The organism is Burkholderia sp. KL41 (assembly GCF_057005415.2).
On sequence record NZ_CM174447.1, the window covers coordinates 1,842,126 to 1,861,960 of the forward strand.

Here is a 19,835-nt window from a genome sequence, read left to right on the forward strand (position 1 = left end):
TCGTTCGTTTTAAAAGTCTGCGTCGGCGAGCGATGCGCGAGCGAACGCAGCGTTTTCTCCATGCCGCCGGTGTGGCAACGCGCGATACATGGCCGGGATCGAAACTTGCGCAACGCTGCAAACGCGGCGTGCGCGACGGCATGCGGAGGACGGGCATCGCGCGCGATCGTCCGTGACGATACGCGTTGCCGGACACGCGCTCGATGCCGCGCCGGTCGGTAGAAACGACCGGCGACGACGCGGCTACGCCGATGCGCGAGCTACACGCGCGCGTGCCGCGAACCGGAAAGGAGACGTGCGACGGCGCGCGTGCGAACAGATCGAGCCGGACGTTGACGATGCGCGGCGCATCGCGCGGTATGCGCAAGCGTGACGCAGGCGGACCGGCGAAACCGCGTGCGTATCGCCGTCTCCTTGCGGTATCCGTTACGCGGCGGCCGGTTGCCAGTGATGCGCGGCGGGTTCCTGCGCGTGCGCGCCCGACGACGTCACGTGCGTGCCGGACGGCATCCGGAACGCGGCGACCGTTTCGGACAGCTCGCGACCTTGCGCCTCGAGCGACTTCGATGCGGCCGCGGCCTGCTCGACGAGCGCCGCGTTCTGCTGGGTCGTCTCGTCCATCTGCGTGATCGTCAGGTTCACCTGGTCGATGCCGCGGCTCTGCTCGGCCGACGCGGCCGCGATCTCGCCCATGATGTCCGTCACGCGCGCGACGGCCTGCGTGACGTCCGACATCGTCTTGCCGGCTTCGCCGGCCAGCGCCGAGCCGTCGCGGATCGTCTGCACCGACGCGGTGATCAGTTCCTTGATCTCCTTTGCCGCCGTCGACGAGCGTTGCGCGAGACTGCGCACCTCGCTCGCCACGACCGCGAAGCCGCGGCCCTGTTCGCCCGCCCGCGCCGCTTCGACGGCTGCATTCAGCGCGAGGATGTTGGTCTGGAACGCGATGCCTTCGATGATGCCCGTGATGTCGGCGATCTTCGACGAGCTCTGGCCGATTTCCGTCATCGTGTCGACCACGCGGCCGACCACCGAGCTGCCGCGATGCGCGACATCCGACGCATTCGCGGCGAGCGCGCTCGCCTGTTGCGCGTTCTCGGCATTCAGCCGCACCGTCGACGTGAATTCCTCCATCGTCGCGGCGGTTTCCTGCAGCGACGCGGCCTGTTCCTCGGTGCGCTGGCTCAGGTCGAGGTTGCCCGACGCGATCTCGCTCACGGCATGCGCGATGCTGTTCGATGAATCGCGCACGCGGCCGACGATGCCGATCAACCGCTCGTTCATGGTCCGCAGCGCGTCGAGCAGGTCGCGGGTCTCGTCGTTGCCGCTGACGTGGATACGGCTGCCGAGATCGCCGTTCGCGACCGTGCGCGCGACGTCCACGGCCGAGCCGATCGGCACCGTGATCTTGCGTGTCAGCCACAGGCCGCCGCAGGCCGCGACCGCGACCGCGATCAGGCAGATGCCGGCCAGCAGGTTGCGCTCCATCGCATAACGATCCGCGAATTGCTGGGCGATCGCGAGTTCGCGTTCATGCGTATAGGTCGCGTAGGCATCGGTCGCGCGCACGAGCTGCGCGAGCAGCGGGCGGCAGTTGTCGTCGATGTCGGCGGTCGCCTCTTCTTTCTTGCCGGCTTGCGCGAGCCCGACGATACGCAGCGCGACGGGCCCGTAGCTGGATTCGATTCGGGCGATGTTGCCCACCAGTTCGCGCGCGCGATCGGAGGTGTCGGTCGCGTTCGCCATCATCTCCTTGAGCTTCGCGAGATGTTCCTGCACGTCCTTGTGCGCCTGGTTCACCTCGGCCAGTTCGAGCTCGAGATCGGACGGTTTGGTCACGAGCACGATGTTGCGCGCCGCGATCGCGCGCCGGTCGACCGCGGTTCGGATTTGCGCGGACTGGTTCGCCCGCGCGTTGATGCCGTTCATGTAGCGGGAAAACTCGGCGTTCGTATCGGAGAGTGCCTTGAGTGCCACGCCCGACACGATCACGACGACCGCGGCGAGCAGGCCGAAGCCGCCGAGGAGTTTTGTCTTGATGCTCATTCTGGCGATATTCACGTTGTGCCTCTGCGCGTGTGGTTGGCAAATTGAATTTATTGTTCGACCAGATACGGGCTCGTGCCGGCATTAACGGGTATACCGAATGATTCTTTACCCTTCGAAAACCCTGATATTAGTTTTTTTAGCGCTGGAATCCTTTTTGGGCGGGTTTGCTCGAACCCGGGGAGAAAGAACCGAGGCGCCCGTGATTCAAAGGTTTATACGTGGAATTTGAAACCGGTTTTATCCTGCGAGGCAAAATAGATCTTTTTGCTAATAATCGTATGATGAATTTGTTTCTATTTATGGGTGAATAAAATGAAATTCCCTCGCGCTCTAATTGGGGAGGGAACCGGTGCGCGTCGTCGGTATGTGTCGCGCGATGGGCGGCATTGTCCGGAAAACGGAAATCCGTGGCGGAGTGGAGGCGCCGCAAGGCGGCCCGCGGCCCGCGGCGGGCGCCGCGGGCCATGAGAGGGTCAGAACGTGGTGCGCAACCCGGCCATCACGCTGCGGCCGCCTTCCGGCGCGAGGCCGCGCACGACCGAGGTCGAATAGCGGATTTCCTGGTTCGTCAGGTTGTCGCCGCGCAGGTACGCGAGCCAGTGCGTCGCACCGACGCGGAACTTGTAGGTCAGCATCACGCCGAGCGACGTGTAGCCGTCCGTCGAAAAGTCGTTGTCGGGCACGCGATGCTGCGACCACGCATGCGTGACCTGCGCGCGCGCACCGAACGGGCCGTAACCGTAGTCGGCCGCGAGCGTCGCGCGCAGCGGCGCGATGCGCGGCAGCGGCTGGCCCGTATCGACGTTGCGTGCGTGCGTGTAGTCGGCCGTCAGTTCCAGGTCGACCGTATGGCCGCGCCGCGCGAAGGCGCGCCACTTGCCGTCCAGCTCGATGCCGTAGAACTCGGCGCGCACGCCACGGTAGATCGCCTCGTTGAGCGAACCGTCGGTACCGGGCGCGACCGGTTCGCCGTCATCGTTCACCACGCGGCCCGTGTTGTACTCGGTCAGGTAGTTCGAGAAGCGGTTGTAGAACACGCCGACGCTGCCGCGATTCGGCCCGCTCGCGTAGCGCAGCGACAGGTCGGTCGACACGGCCTTTTCCTTCGACGCGTTCGGGTTGCCGATCAGGAACTGGCCGGTCGCATCGTGCGGGCCGTTCGAATACAGCTCGTAGAAGGTCGGCGCGCGTTCGGTGTATGCGACGTTGGCCGCCACCGACCACACGGGCGTCAGCGAGAACAGCGCGCCGGCCGAGACGCTGCCGGCATTGAAGTCGCGCGGCTGTGCTCCCGCGAATTTCTCGACGCCGGCCGGATCGGGGTCGACCTTCACGTGCTCGAAGCGCCCGCCGAGGCTCAGCTTGAGCGCCGGGACGACCTGCCATTCCTCGAGGCCGAACAATGCGACGCTGTTCGTGCGCGTGGACGGCACGAGCAATTCGTCACCGAGCGCCGAGAACGTGTTCTGGCCGAACTGCACGCCGATCGCGCCTTCGAACGGGCCGATCCTGCGATGCCGCGCCTCGATGCGCGCCTCGTAGCCGCGGTTGCGGAAGGTGGTGGCCGTCTCGCCGTTGTCGACTTCCTTGTGGCGATAGTCGGTGTACGCGAAGTCGAATTTCAGCTTCGTGAACGGCCCGCTCAGGTTGCGTATCTCGGAGGCGAGCGCGAGCCGTTCCTGGCGCATCCGCAGGCGCACGTCGTCCTCTGCGACGGAGCCGTAGTTCGACTCGTAGCCGCTGTACGACAGGCCCGCGAAACCGTCGGCCCACGTGTACGACGCGCCGACCGCGCCGCCATGCACGCGGCCGTCGCTGTTCGGCACGTTGCCGTACGGTTGCGGCGTGTCGGGGCCGTCGATCGCGCGTTGCTGGCTGCTGCGCGCGTAGCCGGGAATCCGCAGCTTGCTCGTTTCGCGGTCGAACGCGTCGACATGGAACGCGAAGCGGCCGTTGCCGCCTTCGACCTGCGCGGCGCCCGCACGTACCGAATTGGCGCCGCCGTAGCGCGCGTCGAGCGCGCCCGTCACGCCTTCGATCGCCTCGCGCGGAATCCGGTTGTCGATCGTGTTGACGACGCCGCCCACCGCATTGCCGCCGTACAGCAGCGCGGCCGGCCCGCGCACGATTTCGACGCGCTCGATCGACAGCGGATCCTGCGGCACCGCATGGTCGTATGACAGCGACGACGCGTCGTAGGCCGCGACGCCGTTCTGCAGCAACCGGATCCGGTCGCCGTCCATCCCGCGGATGATCGGGCGGCCGACCATCGGCCCGTAGGTGGTGGTCGATACGCCGGGCAGCCCGTTCAGCGTCTCGCCGAGCGAATCGGCCTGGCGGCGCGTCAGCGCGTCGCCGGACAGTTGCGCGGTCGGCGAGATCAGGTCGGTGTCGCCGAGCGGGTTCGCGGTCACGAAGATCGGCGCGAGCGCAGTGGTTTGCGTCGGTGCAGGCGACGCGGGCGCATCGGCCTGCGCGTGCGCGACGGCGGCGAACAGCATCAGCGAGACGGGCGAGAGCGGGCGAAGCGGTAGACGAGGGAGGTCGCGCATGGTCGGTGAATCAGTTGGAATGAGTTGGAATCCGATCGGAAGGCGAGCCATGCGGGTCACGGCTGGATACGATATATTGTTGCGTCTGCGGCGCGCAGTGACCCGTCTGGATATGACTCGGCGTAACCCGGCCACCCGGATGAAACGGTTTCAGGTGGGCGAGATCACGAAATGATATGTTATATCATTTCAAATTCCAAGCAAAACGGCCGCCTGCCACAGGGTTTCCGACAAACGGCTGAAATGGCTGCGAAAGCAGAGGCGGGCCGTCAACCCGGCGGCGCAGCGGCGGCTTGCGCGACACGTCCCGTCATGAATCCGCCACCGGCGTGCACGATTCCTGCCCCGTTGACACGTATCAATGCGTTCCGGTTTCGAGCCCGGATACTGGTGCGCTCATCGACCAGACAGGAGCGACGCATGACTCAAACCATGAAAGCGGCCGTGGTGCACGCGTTCGGCGAGCCGTTGCGCATCGAGGAAGTGCCGATCCCGACGCCGGGCCCTGGCCAGATCCTCGTCAACATCAAGGCGTCGGGCGTCTGCCATACCGACCTGCACGCAGCCGACGGCGACTGGCCCGTGAAGCCGTCGCTGCCGTTCATTCCCGGACACGAAGGCGTGGGTGTCGTCGCGGCGGTCGGCGCGGGCGTCACGCACGTGCGCGAGGGCGACCGCGTCGGCGTGCCCTGGCTCTACACCGCATGCGGCCACTGCGAGTACTGTCACACCGGCTGGGAAACCCTCTGCCACGGACAGCAGAACACCGGTTATTCGGTCAACGGCAGCTATGCGGAATACGTGCTCGCCGATCCCGACTACGTCGGCCATCTGCCGGCGCAGGTCGCGTTCGACGAGATCGCGCCGATCCTGTGCGCGGGCGTCACGGTCTACAAGGGCATTCGCGTCACCGATACGCGCCCGGGCCAGTGGCTCGCGATTTCCGGTATCGGCGGGCTCGGCCACGTGGCCGTGCAATACGCGCGTGCGATGGGCCTGCACGTCGCGGCCGTCGACATCTCGCCCGACAAGCTCGCACTCGCGCGCGAGCTGGGTGCCCAGCTGACGATCGATGCGTCGATCGACGATCCCGCGAAGGTGATCCAGAAGGAAATCGGCGGCGCGCACGGCGTGCTCGTCACGGCGGTGTCGCGCAGCGCGTTCGCGCAGGCGCTCGGGATGGTGCGGCGCGGCGGCACGGTGGCGCTCAACGGTTTGCCGCCGGGCGATTTCCCGCTGCCGATCTTCTCGAGCGTGCTGAACGGCATCACGGTGCGCGGGTCGATCGTCGGCACGCGGCGCGATCTGCAGGAGTCGCTCGATTTCGCGGCGGACGGGCTGGTGCGCGCGCATATCCATCGCGACCGGCTCGGCAACATCAACGACATATTCGCGCGGCTGCGCGAAGGGAAAGTCGACGGTCGTATCGTGCTCACCGACATGCACTAAAGCGCATTCGGGCCCGCTGCCGCGACGCGACGGACGTCGCGGCAGCGCTGCGCTCACGCGTGCATCACGGCGCGAAGAACACGTCGGTGCGGTTCGTCAGGTTGCCCGCGTTGGTCTGCACGAAGAACGGGTGGAACGACGACGAAGGCATCACGTCGAGCCCCTGGTAGTCGCCGATGAAGAAGCCTTCCGCGTTCGGCGCGAGCTTCATGTCGAACGGGCCGCCGACGCGCCGCTCGTCGGCGAACGTCGTGCCGCCGTCATGCGAGATCTTGCGCCAGAAACCGGTCGGCAGCGTCGTCGTGTTGCCGGCCTGCAGGTCGCGGAAGTCGTAGTAGGTGACCATCACGGCGCCCGTGTTGTCGACGCGCACCGACGGATTGAACGCGGGGCGCCCGGTCGGCGTATTCAACTGCTGCGGCGTGCTCCACGTCGCGCCGCCGTCCTTCGACGTCGATACGGCGATCTCGTCATACGTGCCGCCGTTGAAGCGGCTGTCCTGCCACACCACGTAAAGCTGCCCCGAGGCCGGATCGATCGCGGGTTCCGGAATGATGTCGCCGGTGCGCACGGGCTCGCCGGTGTTCGGATCGGTGACGCCGACCGTCTGCAGCCCCGCGATCACCTGCGGCTTCGTCCACGTCGCGCCGTCGTCGGTCGACTTGATGAACGCGACCTTGCCGGCCGCCTTGCTGAACGGCGGCTGGATCAGGTCGAAGAAGTCGTAGAGCGTGCCGCTCTTCGGATCGACGACGATCTGGTTGCCGATCGTCTGCTGACGCGACGGCACGTTGACGATCACCTTCGGGGCGCTCCAGGTCTTGCCGCCGTCGGTCGTCTTCGAGAACAGCGTCGGCCCGCGATATGCGTGCGTGTGCAGGTTCGCGTACGGGTTGCCGTTCGGCAGCTCGAGGCGGTCCCACACCGCGTAGGCCGTGCCGGCCTTCACCGGGTTCGCCGTCACCGATTCCTTGTCGTTGAAGAACTGCGTCGTCGGTTCGTCGTTCGCGATCAGCACGGCCGGGCTGCTCCAGGTCTGTCCGCCGTCGGTCGACACCGACGCGGCCACCGCGTTGGCATTGTTCGACTGGTTGAACGAGATCGATACCGAATACGCGGTGCCGTCCGGCCCGAACGATACCCACGGATCGGACGCGCGCTCGTACTTCAGCCCGCCCGGCGCGCATGCGCTGAACGGCTGCGGCGTGCGGGCCCAGGTCGCGCCCGCGTCGAACGTGTAGCCGGCGACGAGCCCGTGGGCACCGCCGTTCGACCAGCGGTCCTGCTGCCACACGCCGATCATGTTCATCGGGTTCGCCGGGTTGACCGACAGCCAAGGTTCGACCTCGGCGTTCACGTAGTTCGTGCCGGGGCCGCCGATGGTGCAGGCGGCGAACGGGCTCGGGCCGGACACGACCACGGGGTCGGCATGCGCGGCCGCCGCGGCGGCCATTGCCACGGCCGCCGCGGCGGACAGGCGGGTGAGGCGGGTCAGGCCGGTGACAAGCGGATGAGATACGGTCGAACGTCGCATGGACTGCTCCTCGTTGACGTGCGGCGGCGATGGCGCGGCATGGAGCGGCACGTCGCGCACCGGTACGCGGCGGCAACGGATGCCGTGCCGCGCGTCGGATCGTGTCGTTCAGGAAGCCGTTTCGGTCATCGCAATCCGCGTGTGCTGGATGCCGCCAGCACGTCGGTCAAGACACCTCTTCGTTTTCATTGCTTGTCGGGTGCGTCCAGGGAGGCGGACGCGACGGGAAGGCCAGTCCGTGCATACGGCGAATGCGTCGAAGTGGATTGAATGTAGGCGATCGGTATGCGGCGAGGCAGGCGATTTTTTGTAACAGTACGTAGCCGGAAAGCGTTGCCGAAGCAGCGCTTCCCGGGCGCAAGATTTTCCGCCGGAAAGTTCGGAAACCGAATCGAAAGAGCGAATCGAAGGCACGAATCGGAATCGCTATCGATTACGCGGATTCGTGCCGATGCGGTGCGCGGTCGGCGCGGTTCAGCGTTCGGCCGGAAAGCGATCCTGCAACGCATGCAGCCAGCGCGCGACGACGTCGAGTTCGGCGTCGGAAAAACCGTCGCACAGCTTGCCGTTCAGCTCGCGCAGCAGCACGCGCGCGCGCTTGAGCGCCGCCTGGCCGTCGTCGGTCAGGTACAGCCGCGTGGCGCGGCCGTCGTCCGAATCGGCGTGGCGCGTGATGAGGCCGGCCTTTGCCATGCGGTCGGCGAGGCCCGTCATCGCGGACGGCGCGAGCTGCAGCGCGGCGCCGACTTCGCCGATCAGCGCGCCGTCCTGCTTCGCGAGACAGAACAGTGCACCGGCCTGCGCGGCGCTCGCGCGCGTCTCGGTTTCGGCCTTGCGGTCGATCCAGCGCTGCACGCGTCGCTGGCCGATGTTCAACATGAAAAACAGTCGTCGGTCTTCGCTCAAGCTGGGTTCCCGGCTGCAATGGAAAGGGAGGGGCGGCCCGCGGTGCGTGGCGCGTCGAGTGCCCGCGCGAGCCAGTCGGCCACGTCGGGCCACAGCACGGTGCCGGGGCGACTGCGAAAGAAGCCCATGTGCCCGACCGGGCCGCTGCCCGCCGCGCGCGGATCGATCTGGCGGCGCTCGACCGGCGCGCGGGTCAGATAGCTTACCAGCAGGCCGATCGCGGCCGGGTTCGCCCACGGGTCGTCGTCGAAGCCGAGCGCGAGAATCGGCAACTGCTGCTTCGCGAAGCGCTCGGCCGCGCCGAGCGTCGGATCGTCGAAGAAATAATGCGGCAGCGTCGTCCAGCGGCTCCATTCGCGGAACACGCCGGCCGGCATGTCTTCGCCAAGCCCGAGCCGCTTGCCGGGCACGTAGCCGAGCAGCGCCGACATCAGCGGGCCGAGCACACGCAGGATCAGCCGCACTTTCACGCGTTCGGCCGCCTGCGTGATCAGTCGCGTGCTGCCCGCATGCGCGGCGACGAGCACGGCCGCGCGCAGGTGCGGCGTGGCGGCGGACAGCCCGATCGCGTGCCCGCCGACGCTGTGCCCGACCGCCAGCAGCGGCACCCCTTCATAGGCCTGCCGTGCCCACGCGGTCGCGGCACCCACGTCGAGCTCCATCCAGTCGCGCATGCGGGCCTGCAGCGCACCCAGGCGCGCGGGCCGCGATGCACCGATGCCGCGATAGTTGTAGGTGAGCGCAGCGAAACCGCGCTCGGTCAGGAAGCGCGCGAAGCCCGCATACAGCCGCTCCGGCACGGCCGTCGCCGGATGGATCAGCACCAGCGCGCGCGGCGCCGCGTCCGGCGTCCACAGCGTGCCGTGCAACGCGTAGCCGTCGGCGGCGGAAAACTCGATGGGTTGGGAGGTCATGGCCGTCCTCGTTCCGGATGGTTATTTCGTATGCGAAATATAGTCCGGGATTTATTTCGCGCACGAAATATCTGTCGAGGATTCATTCGAACCGGGTTCACGGACGGGCGGCGGGCGGCATCTGGCGATACCGGTCACGTCATAAAACATTTGCATCTTTGCATAGAAGAATATTGCGTTTGTTTCATGGTGCGGATCGACGTATCTTCACCGGTTCCATCCGTTCCGCCGGCCGCCGGGCACGGCGGATCACGTGGCGCCGCGATCGCGCGGGCGCCCGCCAACCTTCCGGGAGATCACGTTGCTGAGCCGAATCGTCACGGCACTCTTGCTGGCGCTTGCCGCGCAGCCAGGCATGGCCAAAGACACCGTCACGCTGCGCGTCGGTGAACAGAACTACTTCAACATCCAGGCGTCGATGGAGGCGTCCGGCGTGCTGAAGGACCTGCCTTACACGATCGAGTGGAAGCACTTCCAGGCCGCCGCGCCCGTCGCCGAAAGCCTGAACGGCAATGCGATCGACGTCGGCTTCCTCGGCGATTCCGCGCTGCTCACGCTGGCCGCGCGCGGCGCGCCGGTGAAAGTCGTCGCGGTGTCGCGGCAGAGCCTCGACGGCGTTGCGATCCTCGTGCCGAAGAACTCGCCGGTGCGCACCGTCGCCGACCTGCAGGGCAAGACCATTGCCGTCTGGCGCGGCGCATGGAGTCAGCAGCTCGTGCTGCGCGCGCTCGAACACGCCGGCCTGCGCGCGGATTCCGTCAAGTACGCGTACCTGATGCCGATCGATGCGACCAACGCACTCGCGAACGGCTCGGTCGACGCCGTGTCGCTGTGGGAGCCGTTCGTCAGCACGCTCGCGTTGCGGCAGGGCGCCCGGCCCGTGACGACCGCGCAGGGGCTGATGCCCGCGCTGAGCTTCGTCGCCGCGAACGAGCAGGCCGCAACGGGCAAGCGCGCCGAGATCACCGATTTCCTGAAGCGCGTGGTGGCCGCACGCCAGTGGGTCGACAGCCATCCGCGCGAGTATGTCGACCTGTGGGCGAAGCGCGCGAAGCTCGAGCCGGACGTCGCGTACCGCTGGCTCAACAATGCGCACCAGCGCGTGGGCCCGGTCGACGACACGGCCGCGAAGGATGCGCAGAACACCGCCGACTTCCTGCACAAGGCCGGCGTGATTCCGACCGCGTACGACACGGCGAAACTGCTCGACCGCTCGTATGCGGGCGCGTTCGCCGCGCCCGCGCAGAAGACGGCCGCCGCGCAGTGAGCGTGCCGCAACGCGCAGCCATTTCCGATCGACCACGAGAAGGACCATCGACATGCCCGTCGACATCATCGGCATGATCACCGCGACGCCCGGCGCGGAGGTCGACGTACCGGGCGGCGCCGCCGTCCAGCCCGACTACGTGCGCCGCTTCGCGCAGGCGCACGAAGCCGCCGGCTTCGACCAGATCCTGGTCGGCCATTTCAGCAACGCGGCGGACGGTTTCATCGTCGCGTCGTTCGCGGCCGCCGCGACCGAACGCATCCGCATCCTGCTCGCGCATCGGCCGGGCGTGATCGTGCCGTCGGCCGCCGCGCGGCAGATCGCGACGCTCGACGTGTTCAGCGGCGGCCGCCTCGCGCTGAACGTCGTGTCGGGCGGCGACGATGCCGATCTTCAGCGCGACGGCGATTTCGTGCCGCACGACGCGCGCTATCGCCGCACCGGCGAGTATCTCGACGTGCTGAAACAGATCTGGCAGGCCGACGCGCCGGTCGATCACGATGGCGCGTTCTACCGGTTGCGCGGCGCGTCGCCGCTCGTGAAGGGCGCGCAACGGCCGCATGTGCCGATCTATTTCGGCGGCTCGTCGCCGGCCGCGCTGGCGGTGGCGGGCGAGCATGCCGATGTCTACATGACGTGGGGCGAGCCGCTCGCGTCGGTGCGCGAGCAGATCGCGCGCGTGCATGCGGCCGCCGCGCCGTTCGGGCGTGCGCCGCGCATCAGCGTGTCGTTCCGGCCGATCGTCGCCGATACCGAGGCGGCCGCGTGGGAGAAGGCCGAGGCGATCCGCGAGCGCGTGCGCGCGGCGCGGCTCGCGAACGGCCAGCCGATCGACGGCCACGCGCCGCAAAACGCGGGCTCGCAACGGCTGATGGCCGCCGCCGCGCAGGGCGACGTGCTCGACGAGCGGCTGTGGATGGGCGTCGCGAACCTGACCGGCGCGCGCTGGAATTCGACCGCGCTGGTCGGCACGCCCGAGCAGGTCGCGCGTGCGCTCGGGGCGTATTACCGGCTCGGCGTTTCGACGTTCCTGATTCGCGGGTTCGATCCGCTCGACGATGCGCTCGATTACGGGCGCCACCTGATTCCGGCGATTCATGCGCAGGTCGCGGAGCTCGACCGGCATCACGCGGCGGTGCCGGCGTAGGCGCATCGCGTCGTTGCGACGCAGGAGGCTGCTTCGATTCGCCCCGGCATTCCCGTTGCGGGATGCCGGGGCGATGTCGTTCGGGTGGTCGAGTATCGATAGCTTTCAGAACGACGGCAATCCCGGCGGATTGGTTTCCGCCCGCGCGATCGCCTCGCTCTGCAAACCCCAGCGCGCGAGCGCCTGTCCGTAGCGGCCGCTGCCGATCAGCGCGTTCGTCGCCAGCGTCAGCGCGGGCGCGAGCCCGCTGCCGCGCCGGGTCGCGATCGCCACGTCGGCGTTGGCCGGCCAGCCCGCATTGACGACGCCGACCCGGCGGATCTTGCCGGTGCGCGCGGCCTCGTACGCGAGCGACGCGTTCGGGTTCAGTTCGGCATCGGCGCGGCCCGACAGCAGCGCGACGCGCGACGCCGCATCGTCGTCGAAATATTGCAGCTCGGCCGGCTTCAGCCCCTGCGCCACGTTGCGCTTGTTCCACTCGAGCAGGATGCGTTCCTGGCTCGTCCCCGCGCCCGTGATGATGCGCAGGCCGGCGATGTCCTTCGGCTCGGCGATCCTCGCGATCGGGCTGCCGGTGCGCACGTAGAAGCCGTGCAGCCCGAGGCGGTAGGTCGTGAAATCGTATTTCTCCTTGCGCTTCTCGGTCACGCCGACGTTCGAGATCACCGCGTCGTACTTGCCGGACGTCAACCCGAGCGGCCAGTCGGCCCATGCGATCGGCACCAGCACGAGCGTGCGGCCGAGCGCGTCGGCGACGAGCTGCGCATAGTCGGGATCGGCGCCGACCACGGTGCGCGCGTCGGTCGCGTAGGTCGACACGGGCGGCGCGTGCGGTGAAATCGCGACCGTGAATGCGCCGTCGCGCACCCAGCGGTAGCCGGCTGCCGCGCGGATCGCCGCGTCGTCGCGTTCGGCACGCACGCGGCCCGCCTGGCGCGGGTCGAGGTCGGCCGTCGCGGCGGCCGCATGCGCCGCGCGCCACGGCAAGCCCGCTGCCGCGACCAGCGCGGCGGTCACGAACTGGCGTCGGTCGGTCATCGTGCGGCCCCTCGGGAGTCGGCAGCGGCGCGCATCACAGCACCCGCGACAGGAACGCGCGCGTGCGCGCATGCGTCGGCGCGTCGAGCACGACGGCCGGCGGCCCGGATTCGACGATGCGCCCGCGCTCCATGAACAGCACGTTGTCCGCGACTTCGCGCGCGAAGCCGATCTCGTGCGTGACGATCACGAGCGTCGTGCCCGAGCGCGCGAGTTCCTTGATCACGTCGAGCACCTCGTTCACGAGTTCCGGGTCGAGCGCGGAAGTCGGTTCGTCGAACAGCAGCACCTTCGGGCGCAACGCGAGTGCCCGCGCGATCGCGACGCGCTGCTGCTGGCCGCCGGAGAGCTGGCGCGGATACGCATCGGCCTTGTCCGCGAGACCGACGCGAGCGAGCAACGTGCGGGCGACGCGCTCGGCGGCGTCGCGCGTGACGCCGCCGACGGCGACCGGTGCCTCGATCAGGTTCTCGAGCACCGTCAGGTGCGGGAACAGGTTGAAGTTCTGGAACACCATCCCGACGGCGGTGCGCCGTGTCAGCACGTCGCGCTCCTTCAACTCGTAGAGCACGTCGCCGTCGCGGCGATAGCCGATCAGTTCGCCGTCGATGTCGATGAAGCCGTCGTCGACGCGTTCGAGATGGTTGATCGTGCGCAGCAGCGTCGACTTGCCCGAGCCCGACGGCCCGACGATCACGGTCACGCTGCCGCGCGGCGCGACGAACGAGACGTTGTCGAGCACACGCTGCATGCCGAACTGTTTCGATACGCCATGCACGGCCACTTCGCCGCCGGCGCGTGGCGCGACGGCCACCGTATCGGCATCGCCTTCGGCGCGCACGAGCGAGTCATCGTGGCGGGACCTGACACGCCGCCACAGCACGCCGAGGCGCGCGAGCGCGAACGTGACGACGGATGGCGGCGGGTTGCGCAGCGCGCCGCGCGCATAGTGGCGCTCGACCTGCACCTGGATCGCCGACAGCACGGTCAGGATGATCAGGTACCAGACGGTCGCGACCATCAGCAGCGGAATCACCTCGAGATTGCGGCGATAGATCACCTGCACCGTGTAGAACAGCTCCGGCATCGCGAGCACGTAGACCATCGACGTGCCTTTCGCGAGCGAGATCAGGTCGTTGAACGCGGTCGGCAGGATCGCGCGCATCGCCTGCGGCAGCACGATCCGCGTGGTCTGGCGGCCGCGCGGCAAGCCGAGCGCGGCCGCCGCTTCGAGCTGCCCCTGGTCGACCGCGAGAATGCCGCCGCGAATCACTTCCGCGGAAAACGCCGCGTGGTTCAGCGTGAGGCCGAGCACGGCCGCGAGGAACGGGCTGATCAGGTCGGTGGTCGGCGTGTCGAACCACACGATGCTGGTGAACGGCACGCCGAGCCGCACATGCTCGTACAGGTAGCCGAGGTTGTTCAGGATCAGCAGCAGCACGATCAGCGGAATCGAGCGGAACAGCCACACGAAGGCCCACGCGCTCGCCGACAGCAGCCGCGAACGCGACAGCCGGGCCAGCGCGACGAACGCGCCGAGCACGAAGCCGAACACCGCGCCGAGCAGCGTCAGCACCAGCGTGCGCGCGAGCCCCGACAGCACCGGCGGCGACAGGAACCATTCGGCGAACACCGGCCAGCCCCATTGCGGGTTGCCGAGTATCGAATGCAGGACGATCGCGATCAGCGCGACGGCGAGCACGGTGCCGGCCGTGCGCGACCGGTGGCGCGCGGGCACGATCCGGAAACGCGTGCCGGCGTCGCGCGCGCCGGGGGAAGAGAGCGGCGGCAGCGCGCCGCCGAGGTGGGTCGTGTCGCTCATGTCGGTGGAAATCCTCGAATCGGTCGGGCGGACGCGCCGCGCACGCGCACGGGCGGCGCGGCGGCGGGTGTCAGGCGTGCGCTTCGGCCGCCGTTTCGGGCGACGCGTCAGGCACCGCGTGACGGCTTGCCTTGCGCGGCAGGCCGAGGTGGTCGCGCAGCGTCGCGCCGGGCAGGTCGCGGCTGTAGCGGCCGCGCGCCTCGAGCACCGGGATCACGAGCTCGACGAAATCGTCGACGCCTTGCGCCTGCACCGCAAAGCCGAGGATGAAGCCGTCGCCGGCGCCCGCGTCGTGCCAGCGGATCAGCTCGTCGGCGACATGCTCGGCCGTGCCGATGAAGTTCGGGCGCGGCGTGGCGACCGCGAGCGCCGTCTCGCGCAGCGACAGGCCTTTCTGTTTCGCGTCGGCCTTGATCCGGTCGGTGGTCGAGCGGAAGCTGTTGCGGCCGAGCTCGCCGAGTTCCGGGAACGGCGCGTCGAGCGCGTACTGCGTGAAATCGTGGTGATCGAAATAGCGGCCCAGATAGGCGAGCGCCTCGTCGATCGTCAGCAGGTCGCGGATCGCCTGGTATTTGTCCTCGGCCTCGGCGGCCGTGCGGCCGACGATCGGCCCGATGCCGGGGAAGACCTTCACGTCGCTGCCTTGCCGGCCGTGCTCGATCGCGCTCTGCTTGACGCGCCGCGTGAACGCGGCCGTTTCGTCGAGCGACGGCGAATGCGTGAACACGGCGTCCGCATACTTTCCGGCGAGCCCGATGCCGGTGTCGGAGGAGCCGGCCTGGAAGATCACCGGCTGCCCCTGCGGGGACCGCTGGATGTTCAGCGGGCCCGCGACCTGGAAGAAGCGGCCGTGGTGGTCGAGCGTGTGGAGCTTGTCGCGATCGAAGAAGCGGCCGGTCGCGCGGTCGCGCACGAATGCGTCGTCGTCCCAGCTGTCCCACAGGCCCTGCACGACGTCGAGGTATTCGTCGGCGATCTCGTAGCGCAGCTCATGATCGGGATGCACCTTGCCGAAGTTCTTCGCGGTGCCCTCGAGCGGCGTCGTCACGACGTTCCAGCCCGCGCGCCCGCCGCTGATCGCATCGAGCGACGCCAGCTGGCGGGCGACCGTGAACGGCTCGCTGTACGACGTCGAGATCGTGCCCGCGAGCCCGATCTTCTTCGTCGCGACCGCGAGCGCCGACAGCACGGTCAGCGGCTCGAAGCGGTTCAGGAAGTGCGGGATCGACTTCTCGTTGATGTAGAGGCCGTCCGCGACGAACGCGAAGGCGATGCCGGCGGCTTCCGCCTTGCGGGCGATGCCGATCGCGAAATCGAGGTTGATGCTCGCGTCCGGCGGGTTGCTCGGGTGCCGCCATGCGTTCATGTGGCTGCCTGCGCCTTGCAGCATCAGGCCGAAAGGGATCGATCGTCGGGTCGTCATGGGAGCGTCACGCGTTCTGGTCAGGGGAAAGGGAGCGGTCGGCCGCGAGGGCCGCCTGCAACGGCGTGGCCGACAGCGCGCCGCCGAGCCATTCGGCCGATGCGAGCCGCGCCGCGTAGTCGGTCACCGGCGAATCGATCACGAACGCGTCGACGTCGAGCCGCCGGCTCAGCGCATCGAGCGCGTGGTGCACGCGCTCGGGGGTATCGGCCAGCACCGTCGGGCGCAGCTCGTCGATGCGGTAGTCGGACGCGCCGCTCTGCCGCGCGAATTCGGCGGCCGCCTGCGCACTGGGGAGGTTGAAGCTCTGCCCGCCCGCGAGCTGCAGCTTGAAGATCTTCAGCGGCCCGATCAGTTGCTCGGCCTCGTCGCGCGTCGGCGCGGCCACCGCGTACAGCGCGACCAGCGGCCGTGTGCCGCCCGCGCTGCGGTACGCGTCGAGCGAGCGTTCGATGTTCGCGTCGTCGCCGTTGAAATGCCCCGCGTAGCAGAAGCGCCAGCCGTTGCGCGCGGCGAGCGTGCCGCTGTCCGGCGAGCCGCCGAGCAGGATGCGTTCGGGCGCCTGCGGCGGCACGGGCAGCGCGACTGCGCCGGCGAGCGGGTGATCCTCTGCCACGCCCCAGCCGAGAAACGCGTCGAGTTCCGCGAGCTGGCCCGCGAAGTCCGGCTTGCGCGCCTTGTCGTGGAACCACTGCAGCGCGCGCGTGGTCAGCGGCAACCCGCCGGGCGCCTTGCCGACGCCGAGGTCGACGCGGCCCGGCGCGAGCGCAGCCAGTACCTTGAACGTCTCGGCGACCTTGAACGGGCTGTAGTGCTGCAGCATCACGCCGCCCGAGCCGACGCGGATGCGTGACGTATGCGCGAGCAGGTGCGCGACGACGATCTCCGGCGCGGAGCTCGCGAAGGCCTGCGTGCCATGATGCTCGGCGACCCAGAAGCGCTCGTAGCCGAGCTGTTCGGCGCGCTGCGCGAGCGTCGTGGTGAAGCGCAGCGCGTCGGCGGCGTTCGCGCCGTCGGCGATCGGACTCTTGTCCAGCAACGAAAGCGAGTAAGACATGGTGGGCGGCGTTCCTGCTTGAGCGTGAAGTGAGCGTGACGGGACGAAGGGCGGGCGTGGCGCTCAGCTCTTCGGCAGCCCGGGCGGATTCGTGCGCGACTGGTCGATCGCTTCGGACGCGAGGTTCCAGCGGTCGAGCACCTGCTGGTAGCGGCCGCTCCTGATCAACCCGTTCAGCGCGACGGTCAGCGGATCGGCGAGCCCGCTGCCGCGGCGCGTCGCGATCGCGATGTCGGCCGTGCGCGGCCAGCCGCCGCTGATTGCGCCGACGAGCCGCGTCTTGCCTTGCTGCGCGCTCTGGTACGCGAGCACCGAGTTCACGCTGAACACGGCATCGGCACGGCCCGACTGCACGGCGACGATGCGCATCGCCTGGTCGTCGTAGTACTGGATCTGCACGGGTTTCAGCCCGTGCGCGACGTTCTCGCGATCCCACGCGAGCAGGATCTTTTCCTGGTTGGTGCCCGCATCGGTCACGATACGCAGCCCCGCGACGTCCTTCGGCTCGCGGATCGCCTGGATCTTGCTGTCGTTGCGCACGTAGAAGCCGACCTGGTCCTTGCGGTAGGTCGAGAAATCGAACTTCTGCTTGCGCTCCTCGGTGACGGTGACGTTCGAGATCACCGCGTCGACTTTTCCGGATTCGAGCGCGAGCGGCCAGTCGGCCCACGCGAGCGCGACGATCTTCAGCTTGCGGCCGAGGCTGTCGGACACGAGCTGGCCGACGTCGGCGTCGAAGCCGATCACCGTGCGAGCATCGGTTGCATACGAACTGATCGGCGGCAGGCTCGGCGCGATGCCGATCGTCAGCGTGCCGGGTTCGGCGAACTTGAACGACGCGGGCACCGCGCGCTCGACTGCCGCATCGGCCACGCCGCGCGGGCGCCCGCGCTGTTCGGGGCTCAAGTCGAACGTGGCGGCGGCCGCGGCCGCGGCGAACGCGGTCAGGCCAATCAACGCGGTGGCCAGCGTGCGCGCGGCACGGGAGGAAAACGGTACGGCTCGTTGCATGAAAGCGTCCTGTGGTGGCAAGCGGTAATCGGAGGAAGGCGGGGGCGCGGCGGCGGTCAGCGCGGCAGCGCCGGTTCGGGCACGGGCGCCCACAGGTCGGCCAGCGTCGACGTGCGCGACGGATCGGCGAGATCCTTGCCGAACCGCAGGTGGTAATGCACCTCGGGGGCGATCGACGAATCGAACAGCCGCGTATAGCCGGTGCGGTCGTACAGCGCCCATGCTTCGGGCTGACGAAAACCGGTAGTCAGGTAGATGCGGCGATAGCCCTGCTGCACGGCGCGCAGTTCGAGTGCCTCCACGATGATGCGTGCGAGGCCCTGACGGCGCAGGTCCGCGCGGGTCCAGATGCGTTTGAGCTCGGCGGTCTGCGCGTCGTAGCGCTTGAACGCGCCGCCGCCGATCGTCTCGCCGTCGCGCAGCAGCAGCACGAATGCGCCTTCGGGCGGCGCGAACAGTTCGGCCGGGTAGCGCGCGAGCTCCTCGCGTGCGGACGCGTGGCTGTCGGGGCGATACGCGTTGTAACGGGTCGAATACTCGTCGATCAGTGCGTCGATCAGCGGTTGCGCGCGGACGTCGAGCGGCGTCGTGTCGATGATGCGATCGGTCGTGGCCATGGGCATCGCGAAGGGCGCGCGATGCGGACGTTCCTGGCGGGGTGCGGGCACGCGGCCCGTCCGGTCTGTTCCGTTATCGCGACGCGGTTGTCGTGATGGCGGCGGCCGGTGCGTGTCCTGCTGGGATGCAGATGGCGGGCCGCCGCCGTTTTGAACACGTTAGCGGCGCGGCCGGCAAAGGCGAACGAAGCAATTTCGATAAGGATTTCGCGGCGGACGTCAGAAGGCTCGCAGCGGGAGTGGGGTGGCGACGACGCGGTGCATGCGCGTGCATCGAAGCCGATGCACGCGCGTGCGCGATGCCGACATGCGAGCGCCTATGCCGCCCGGACTTCGGCGAGCAGATCGGGGTGACGATCGAGGATCTTCAGCAGTTTCACGAGGGCAAGCGGCGGATTCGTCTTGCCTGTTTCGTAACGGGAGAACGCGTTGACGCCGCCGCCGAAAAGCTCGGCCGCCTCGCGCTGGTCGAGCCTCAGCTTCTTGCGTACCTTCGCGATGTAATTCGGGTCGACGATGGTGGCGTTCACCTGCTTGTTGAACTCGCTGATCGCTTCGCCGAGACGGGTCGCTTCGTCGAGATCCAGCACCGATTCCCCGCAGGCCGGGCAGAACTCGCCGGTGATGGCGCGGACGACGGTCGACCGGCCCTTGTAGGTATAAGGGATGTCGCGCGTGTCGCGGACGAGCTTCGCGGCACCGCATGCAGGACATTTCATTTTCATCGCTCCTTGAAAGACACGATCAGCACATCGTCGATCACCGTCAGTTTCAGGTACACGTCGCCACGCACCGTCAACGGCCGGTAGACGTCCTGCCAGATCGTGTGGTCGGCGTACGTCGTCATGCTCTTGTGGAAGTCGAGGTCGGTCAGCGACATCACGACATCGAGCGCCTCCCGTTCCGTGAAACCGAGTTGCCGCGCGCCGAGTACCGCGCTCGCGGTCAACCGGACCCGGCCGGATTCGACCAGCGCCTTGACGAGGGACAGCTTGCAATGAGGCCTTCTCTTTTCCATTGGCGATCATAACCAAGTAAGTTAATTTGTC

Annotated in this window: 16 protein-coding genes; 3 read left to right on the forward strand and 13 right to left on the reverse strand. The window is 68.2% G+C overall.

From position 1 onward, the window contains the following. Window positions 1-426: 426 nt before the first annotated feature. A complete protein-coding gene (locus PQB87_RS25775; RefSeq protein WP_081064640.1) occupies window positions 427-2,046 on the reverse strand; it encodes a methyl-accepting chemotaxis protein in 1,620 nt (539 codons plus the stop codon). Between the two features lie 476 nt (window positions 2,047-2,522). Continuing rightward, window positions 2,523-4,601 carry a TonB-dependent receptor gene (locus PQB87_RS25780; RefSeq protein ID WP_226218612.1) on the reverse strand — a complete coding sequence of 693 codons (2,079 nt, stop codon included), beginning with the start codon at window positions 4,599-4,601 and terminating at the stop codon, window positions 2,523-2,525. Between the two features lie 420 nt (window positions 4,602-5,021). Between PQB87_RS25780 and adhP the strand changes: the two genes are divergently transcribed. Continuing rightward, window positions 5,022-6,050, forward strand: a complete 1,029-nt coding sequence (gene adhP, locus PQB87_RS25785; protein WP_059683610.1) for an alcohol dehydrogenase AdhP — start codon at window positions 5,022-5,024, stop codon at window positions 6,048-6,050. 64 nt (window positions 6,051-6,114) lie between these two features. Here adhP and PQB87_RS25790 read toward each other — a convergent pair whose 3' ends face one another. From PQB87_RS25790 to PQB87_RS25800, 3 genes are all read right to left on the reverse strand, one after another. Beyond that, window positions 6,115-7,584: a sialidase family protein gene (locus PQB87_RS25790; RefSeq protein WP_111940078.1), complete on the reverse strand. Its 1,470-nt coding sequence runs from the start codon at window positions 7,582-7,584 to the stop codon at window positions 6,115-6,117. A 474-nt stretch (window positions 7,585-8,058) separates the two neighbouring features. Further along, window positions 8,059-8,490 carry a MarR family winged helix-turn-helix transcriptional regulator gene (locus PQB87_RS25795; protein WP_027791650.1) on the reverse strand — a complete coding sequence of 144 codons (432 nt, stop codon included), beginning with the start codon at window positions 8,488-8,490 and terminating at the stop codon, window positions 8,059-8,061. Beyond that, window positions 8,487-9,404, reverse strand: coding sequence for an alpha/beta hydrolase family protein (locus tag PQB87_RS25800; protein ID WP_153489507.1), 918 nt, complete (start codon window positions 9,402-9,404; stop codon window positions 8,487-8,489). The genes PQB87_RS25795 and PQB87_RS25800 overlap by 4 nt, the downstream gene beginning before the upstream one ends. 355 nt (window positions 9,405-9,759) lie before the next feature. On the opposite strand from PQB87_RS25800, the gene PQB87_RS25805 reads away from it, so the two are divergent. Continuing rightward, window positions 9,760-10,671, forward strand: coding sequence for an ABC transporter substrate-binding protein (locus tag PQB87_RS25805; protein ID WP_226218602.1), 912 nt, complete (start codon window positions 9,760-9,762; stop codon window positions 10,669-10,671). 52 nt (window positions 10,672-10,723) lie between these two features. Then, entirely contained in the window at window positions 10,724-11,818 is a 1,095-nt protein-coding gene (locus tag PQB87_RS25810) for an LLM class flavin-dependent oxidoreductase (protein ID WP_489242856.1), read from the forward strand. A 105-nt stretch (window positions 11,819-11,923) separates the two neighbouring features. On the opposite strand, the gene PQB87_RS25815 is transcribed toward PQB87_RS25810, so the two are convergent. The 8 genes from PQB87_RS25815 to PQB87_RS25850 all read right to left on the reverse strand — a co-directional run bounded on the left by PQB87_RS25815 (window position 11,924) and on the right by PQB87_RS25850 (window position 19,804). Continuing rightward, entirely contained in the window at window positions 11,924-12,856 is a 933-nt protein-coding gene (locus PQB87_RS25815) for an ABC transporter substrate-binding protein (RefSeq protein ID WP_489242857.1), read from the reverse strand. Between the two features lie 34 nt (window positions 12,857-12,890). After that, window positions 12,891-14,678 carry an amino acid ABC transporter permease/ATP-binding protein gene (locus tag PQB87_RS25820; RefSeq protein ID WP_489242858.1) on the reverse strand — a complete coding sequence of 596 codons (1,788 nt, stop codon included), beginning with the start codon at window positions 14,676-14,678 and terminating at the stop codon, window positions 12,891-12,893. A 70-nt stretch (window positions 14,679-14,748) separates the two neighbouring features. After that, window positions 14,749-16,101, reverse strand: coding sequence for an LLM class flavin-dependent oxidoreductase (locus PQB87_RS25825; RefSeq protein ID WP_321937777.1), 1,353 nt, complete (start codon window positions 16,099-16,101; stop codon window positions 14,749-14,751). A gap of 7 nt (window positions 16,102-16,108) precedes the next feature. Next, on the reverse strand, window positions 16,109-17,158 hold the full coding sequence (locus PQB87_RS25830; protein WP_060071895.1) for an LLM class flavin-dependent oxidoreductase: 1,050 nt from the start codon (window positions 17,156-17,158) through the stop codon (window positions 16,109-16,111). A 63-nt stretch (window positions 17,159-17,221) separates the two neighbouring features. After that, a complete protein-coding gene (locus tag PQB87_RS25835) occupies window positions 17,222-18,169 on the reverse strand; it encodes an ABC transporter substrate-binding protein (protein WP_059683599.1) in 948 nt (315 codons plus the stop codon). A gap of 56 nt (window positions 18,170-18,225) precedes the next feature. Beyond that, window positions 18,226-18,786: a GNAT family N-acetyltransferase gene (locus PQB87_RS25840; protein ID WP_489242859.1), complete on the reverse strand. Its 561-nt coding sequence runs from the start codon at window positions 18,784-18,786 to the stop codon at window positions 18,226-18,228. A 317-nt stretch (window positions 18,787-19,103) separates the two neighbouring features. Further along, complete coding sequence (locus tag PQB87_RS25845; RefSeq protein WP_042974280.1) at window positions 19,104-19,505, reverse strand: type II toxin-antitoxin system MqsA family antitoxin; 402 nt, start codon at window positions 19,503-19,505, stop codon at window positions 19,104-19,106. A gap of 2 nt (window positions 19,506-19,507) precedes the next feature. Then, on the reverse strand, window positions 19,508-19,804 hold the full coding sequence (locus PQB87_RS25850; RefSeq protein WP_489242860.1) for a type II toxin-antitoxin system MqsR family toxin: 297 nt from the start codon (window positions 19,802-19,804) through the stop codon (window positions 19,508-19,510). Between the last annotated feature and the right edge of the window lie 31 nt (window positions 19,805-19,835).

What these genes read in the sequence shown, in the direction of transcription:
- PQB87_RS25835 (WP_059683599.1), bottom strand. Translation starts at nt 18,169, where the DNA reads ATGCAACGAGCCGTACCGTTTTCCTCCCGTGCCGCGCGCACGCTGGCC.
- PQB87_RS25780 (WP_226218612.1), bottom strand. Translation starts at nt 4,601, where the DNA reads ATGCGCGACCTCCCTCGTCTACCGCTTCGCCCGCTCTCGCCCGTCTCG.
- PQB87_RS25810 (WP_489242856.1), top strand. Translation starts at nt 10,724, where the DNA reads ATGCCCGTCGACATCATCGGCATGATCACCGCGACGCCCGGCGCGGAG.
- PQB87_RS25845 (WP_042974280.1), bottom strand. Translation starts at nt 19,505, where the DNA reads ATGAAATGTCCTGCATGCGGTGCCGCGAAGCTCGTCCGCGACACGCGC.
- PQB87_RS25775 (WP_081064640.1), bottom strand. Translation starts at nt 2,046, where the DNA reads ATGAGCATCAAGACAAAACTCCTCGGCGGCTTCGGCCTGCTCGCCGCG.
- PQB87_RS25850 (WP_489242860.1), bottom strand. Translation starts at nt 19,804, where the DNA reads ATGGAAAAGAGAAGGCCTCATTGCAAGCTGTCCCTCGTCAAGGCGCTG.
- PQB87_RS25790 (WP_111940078.1), bottom strand. Translation starts at nt 7,584, where the DNA reads ATGCGACGTTCGACCGTATCTCATCCGCTTGTCACCGGCCTGACCCGC.
- PQB87_RS25830 (WP_060071895.1), bottom strand. Translation starts at nt 17,158, where the DNA reads ATGTCTTACTCGCTTTCGTTGCTGGACAAGAGTCCGATCGCCGACGGC.
- PQB87_RS25815 (WP_489242857.1), bottom strand. Translation starts at nt 12,856, where the DNA reads ATGACCGACCGACGCCAGTTCGTGACCGCCGCGCTGGTCGCGGCAGCG.
- PQB87_RS25805 (WP_226218602.1), top strand. Translation starts at nt 9,760, where the DNA reads ATGGCCAAAGACACCGTCACGCTGCGCGTCGGTGAACAGAACTACTTC.
- PQB87_RS25840 (WP_489242859.1), bottom strand. Translation starts at nt 18,786, where the DNA reads ATGGCCACGACCGATCGCATCATCGACACGACGCCGCTCGACGTCCGC.
- PQB87_RS25825 (WP_321937777.1), bottom strand. Translation starts at nt 16,101, where the DNA reads ATGACGACCCGACGATCGATCCCTTTCGGCCTGATGCTGCAAGGCGCA.
- PQB87_RS25800 (WP_153489507.1), bottom strand. Translation starts at nt 9,404, where the DNA reads ATGACCTCCCAACCCATCGAGTTTTCCGCCGCCGACGGCTACGCGTTG.
- PQB87_RS25820 (WP_489242858.1), bottom strand. Translation starts at nt 14,678, where the DNA reads ATGAGCGACACGACCCACCTCGGCGGCGCGCTGCCGCCGCTCTCTTCC.
- adhP (WP_059683610.1), top strand. Translation starts at nt 5,022, where the DNA reads ATGACTCAAACCATGAAAGCGGCCGTGGTGCACGCGTTCGGCGAGCCG.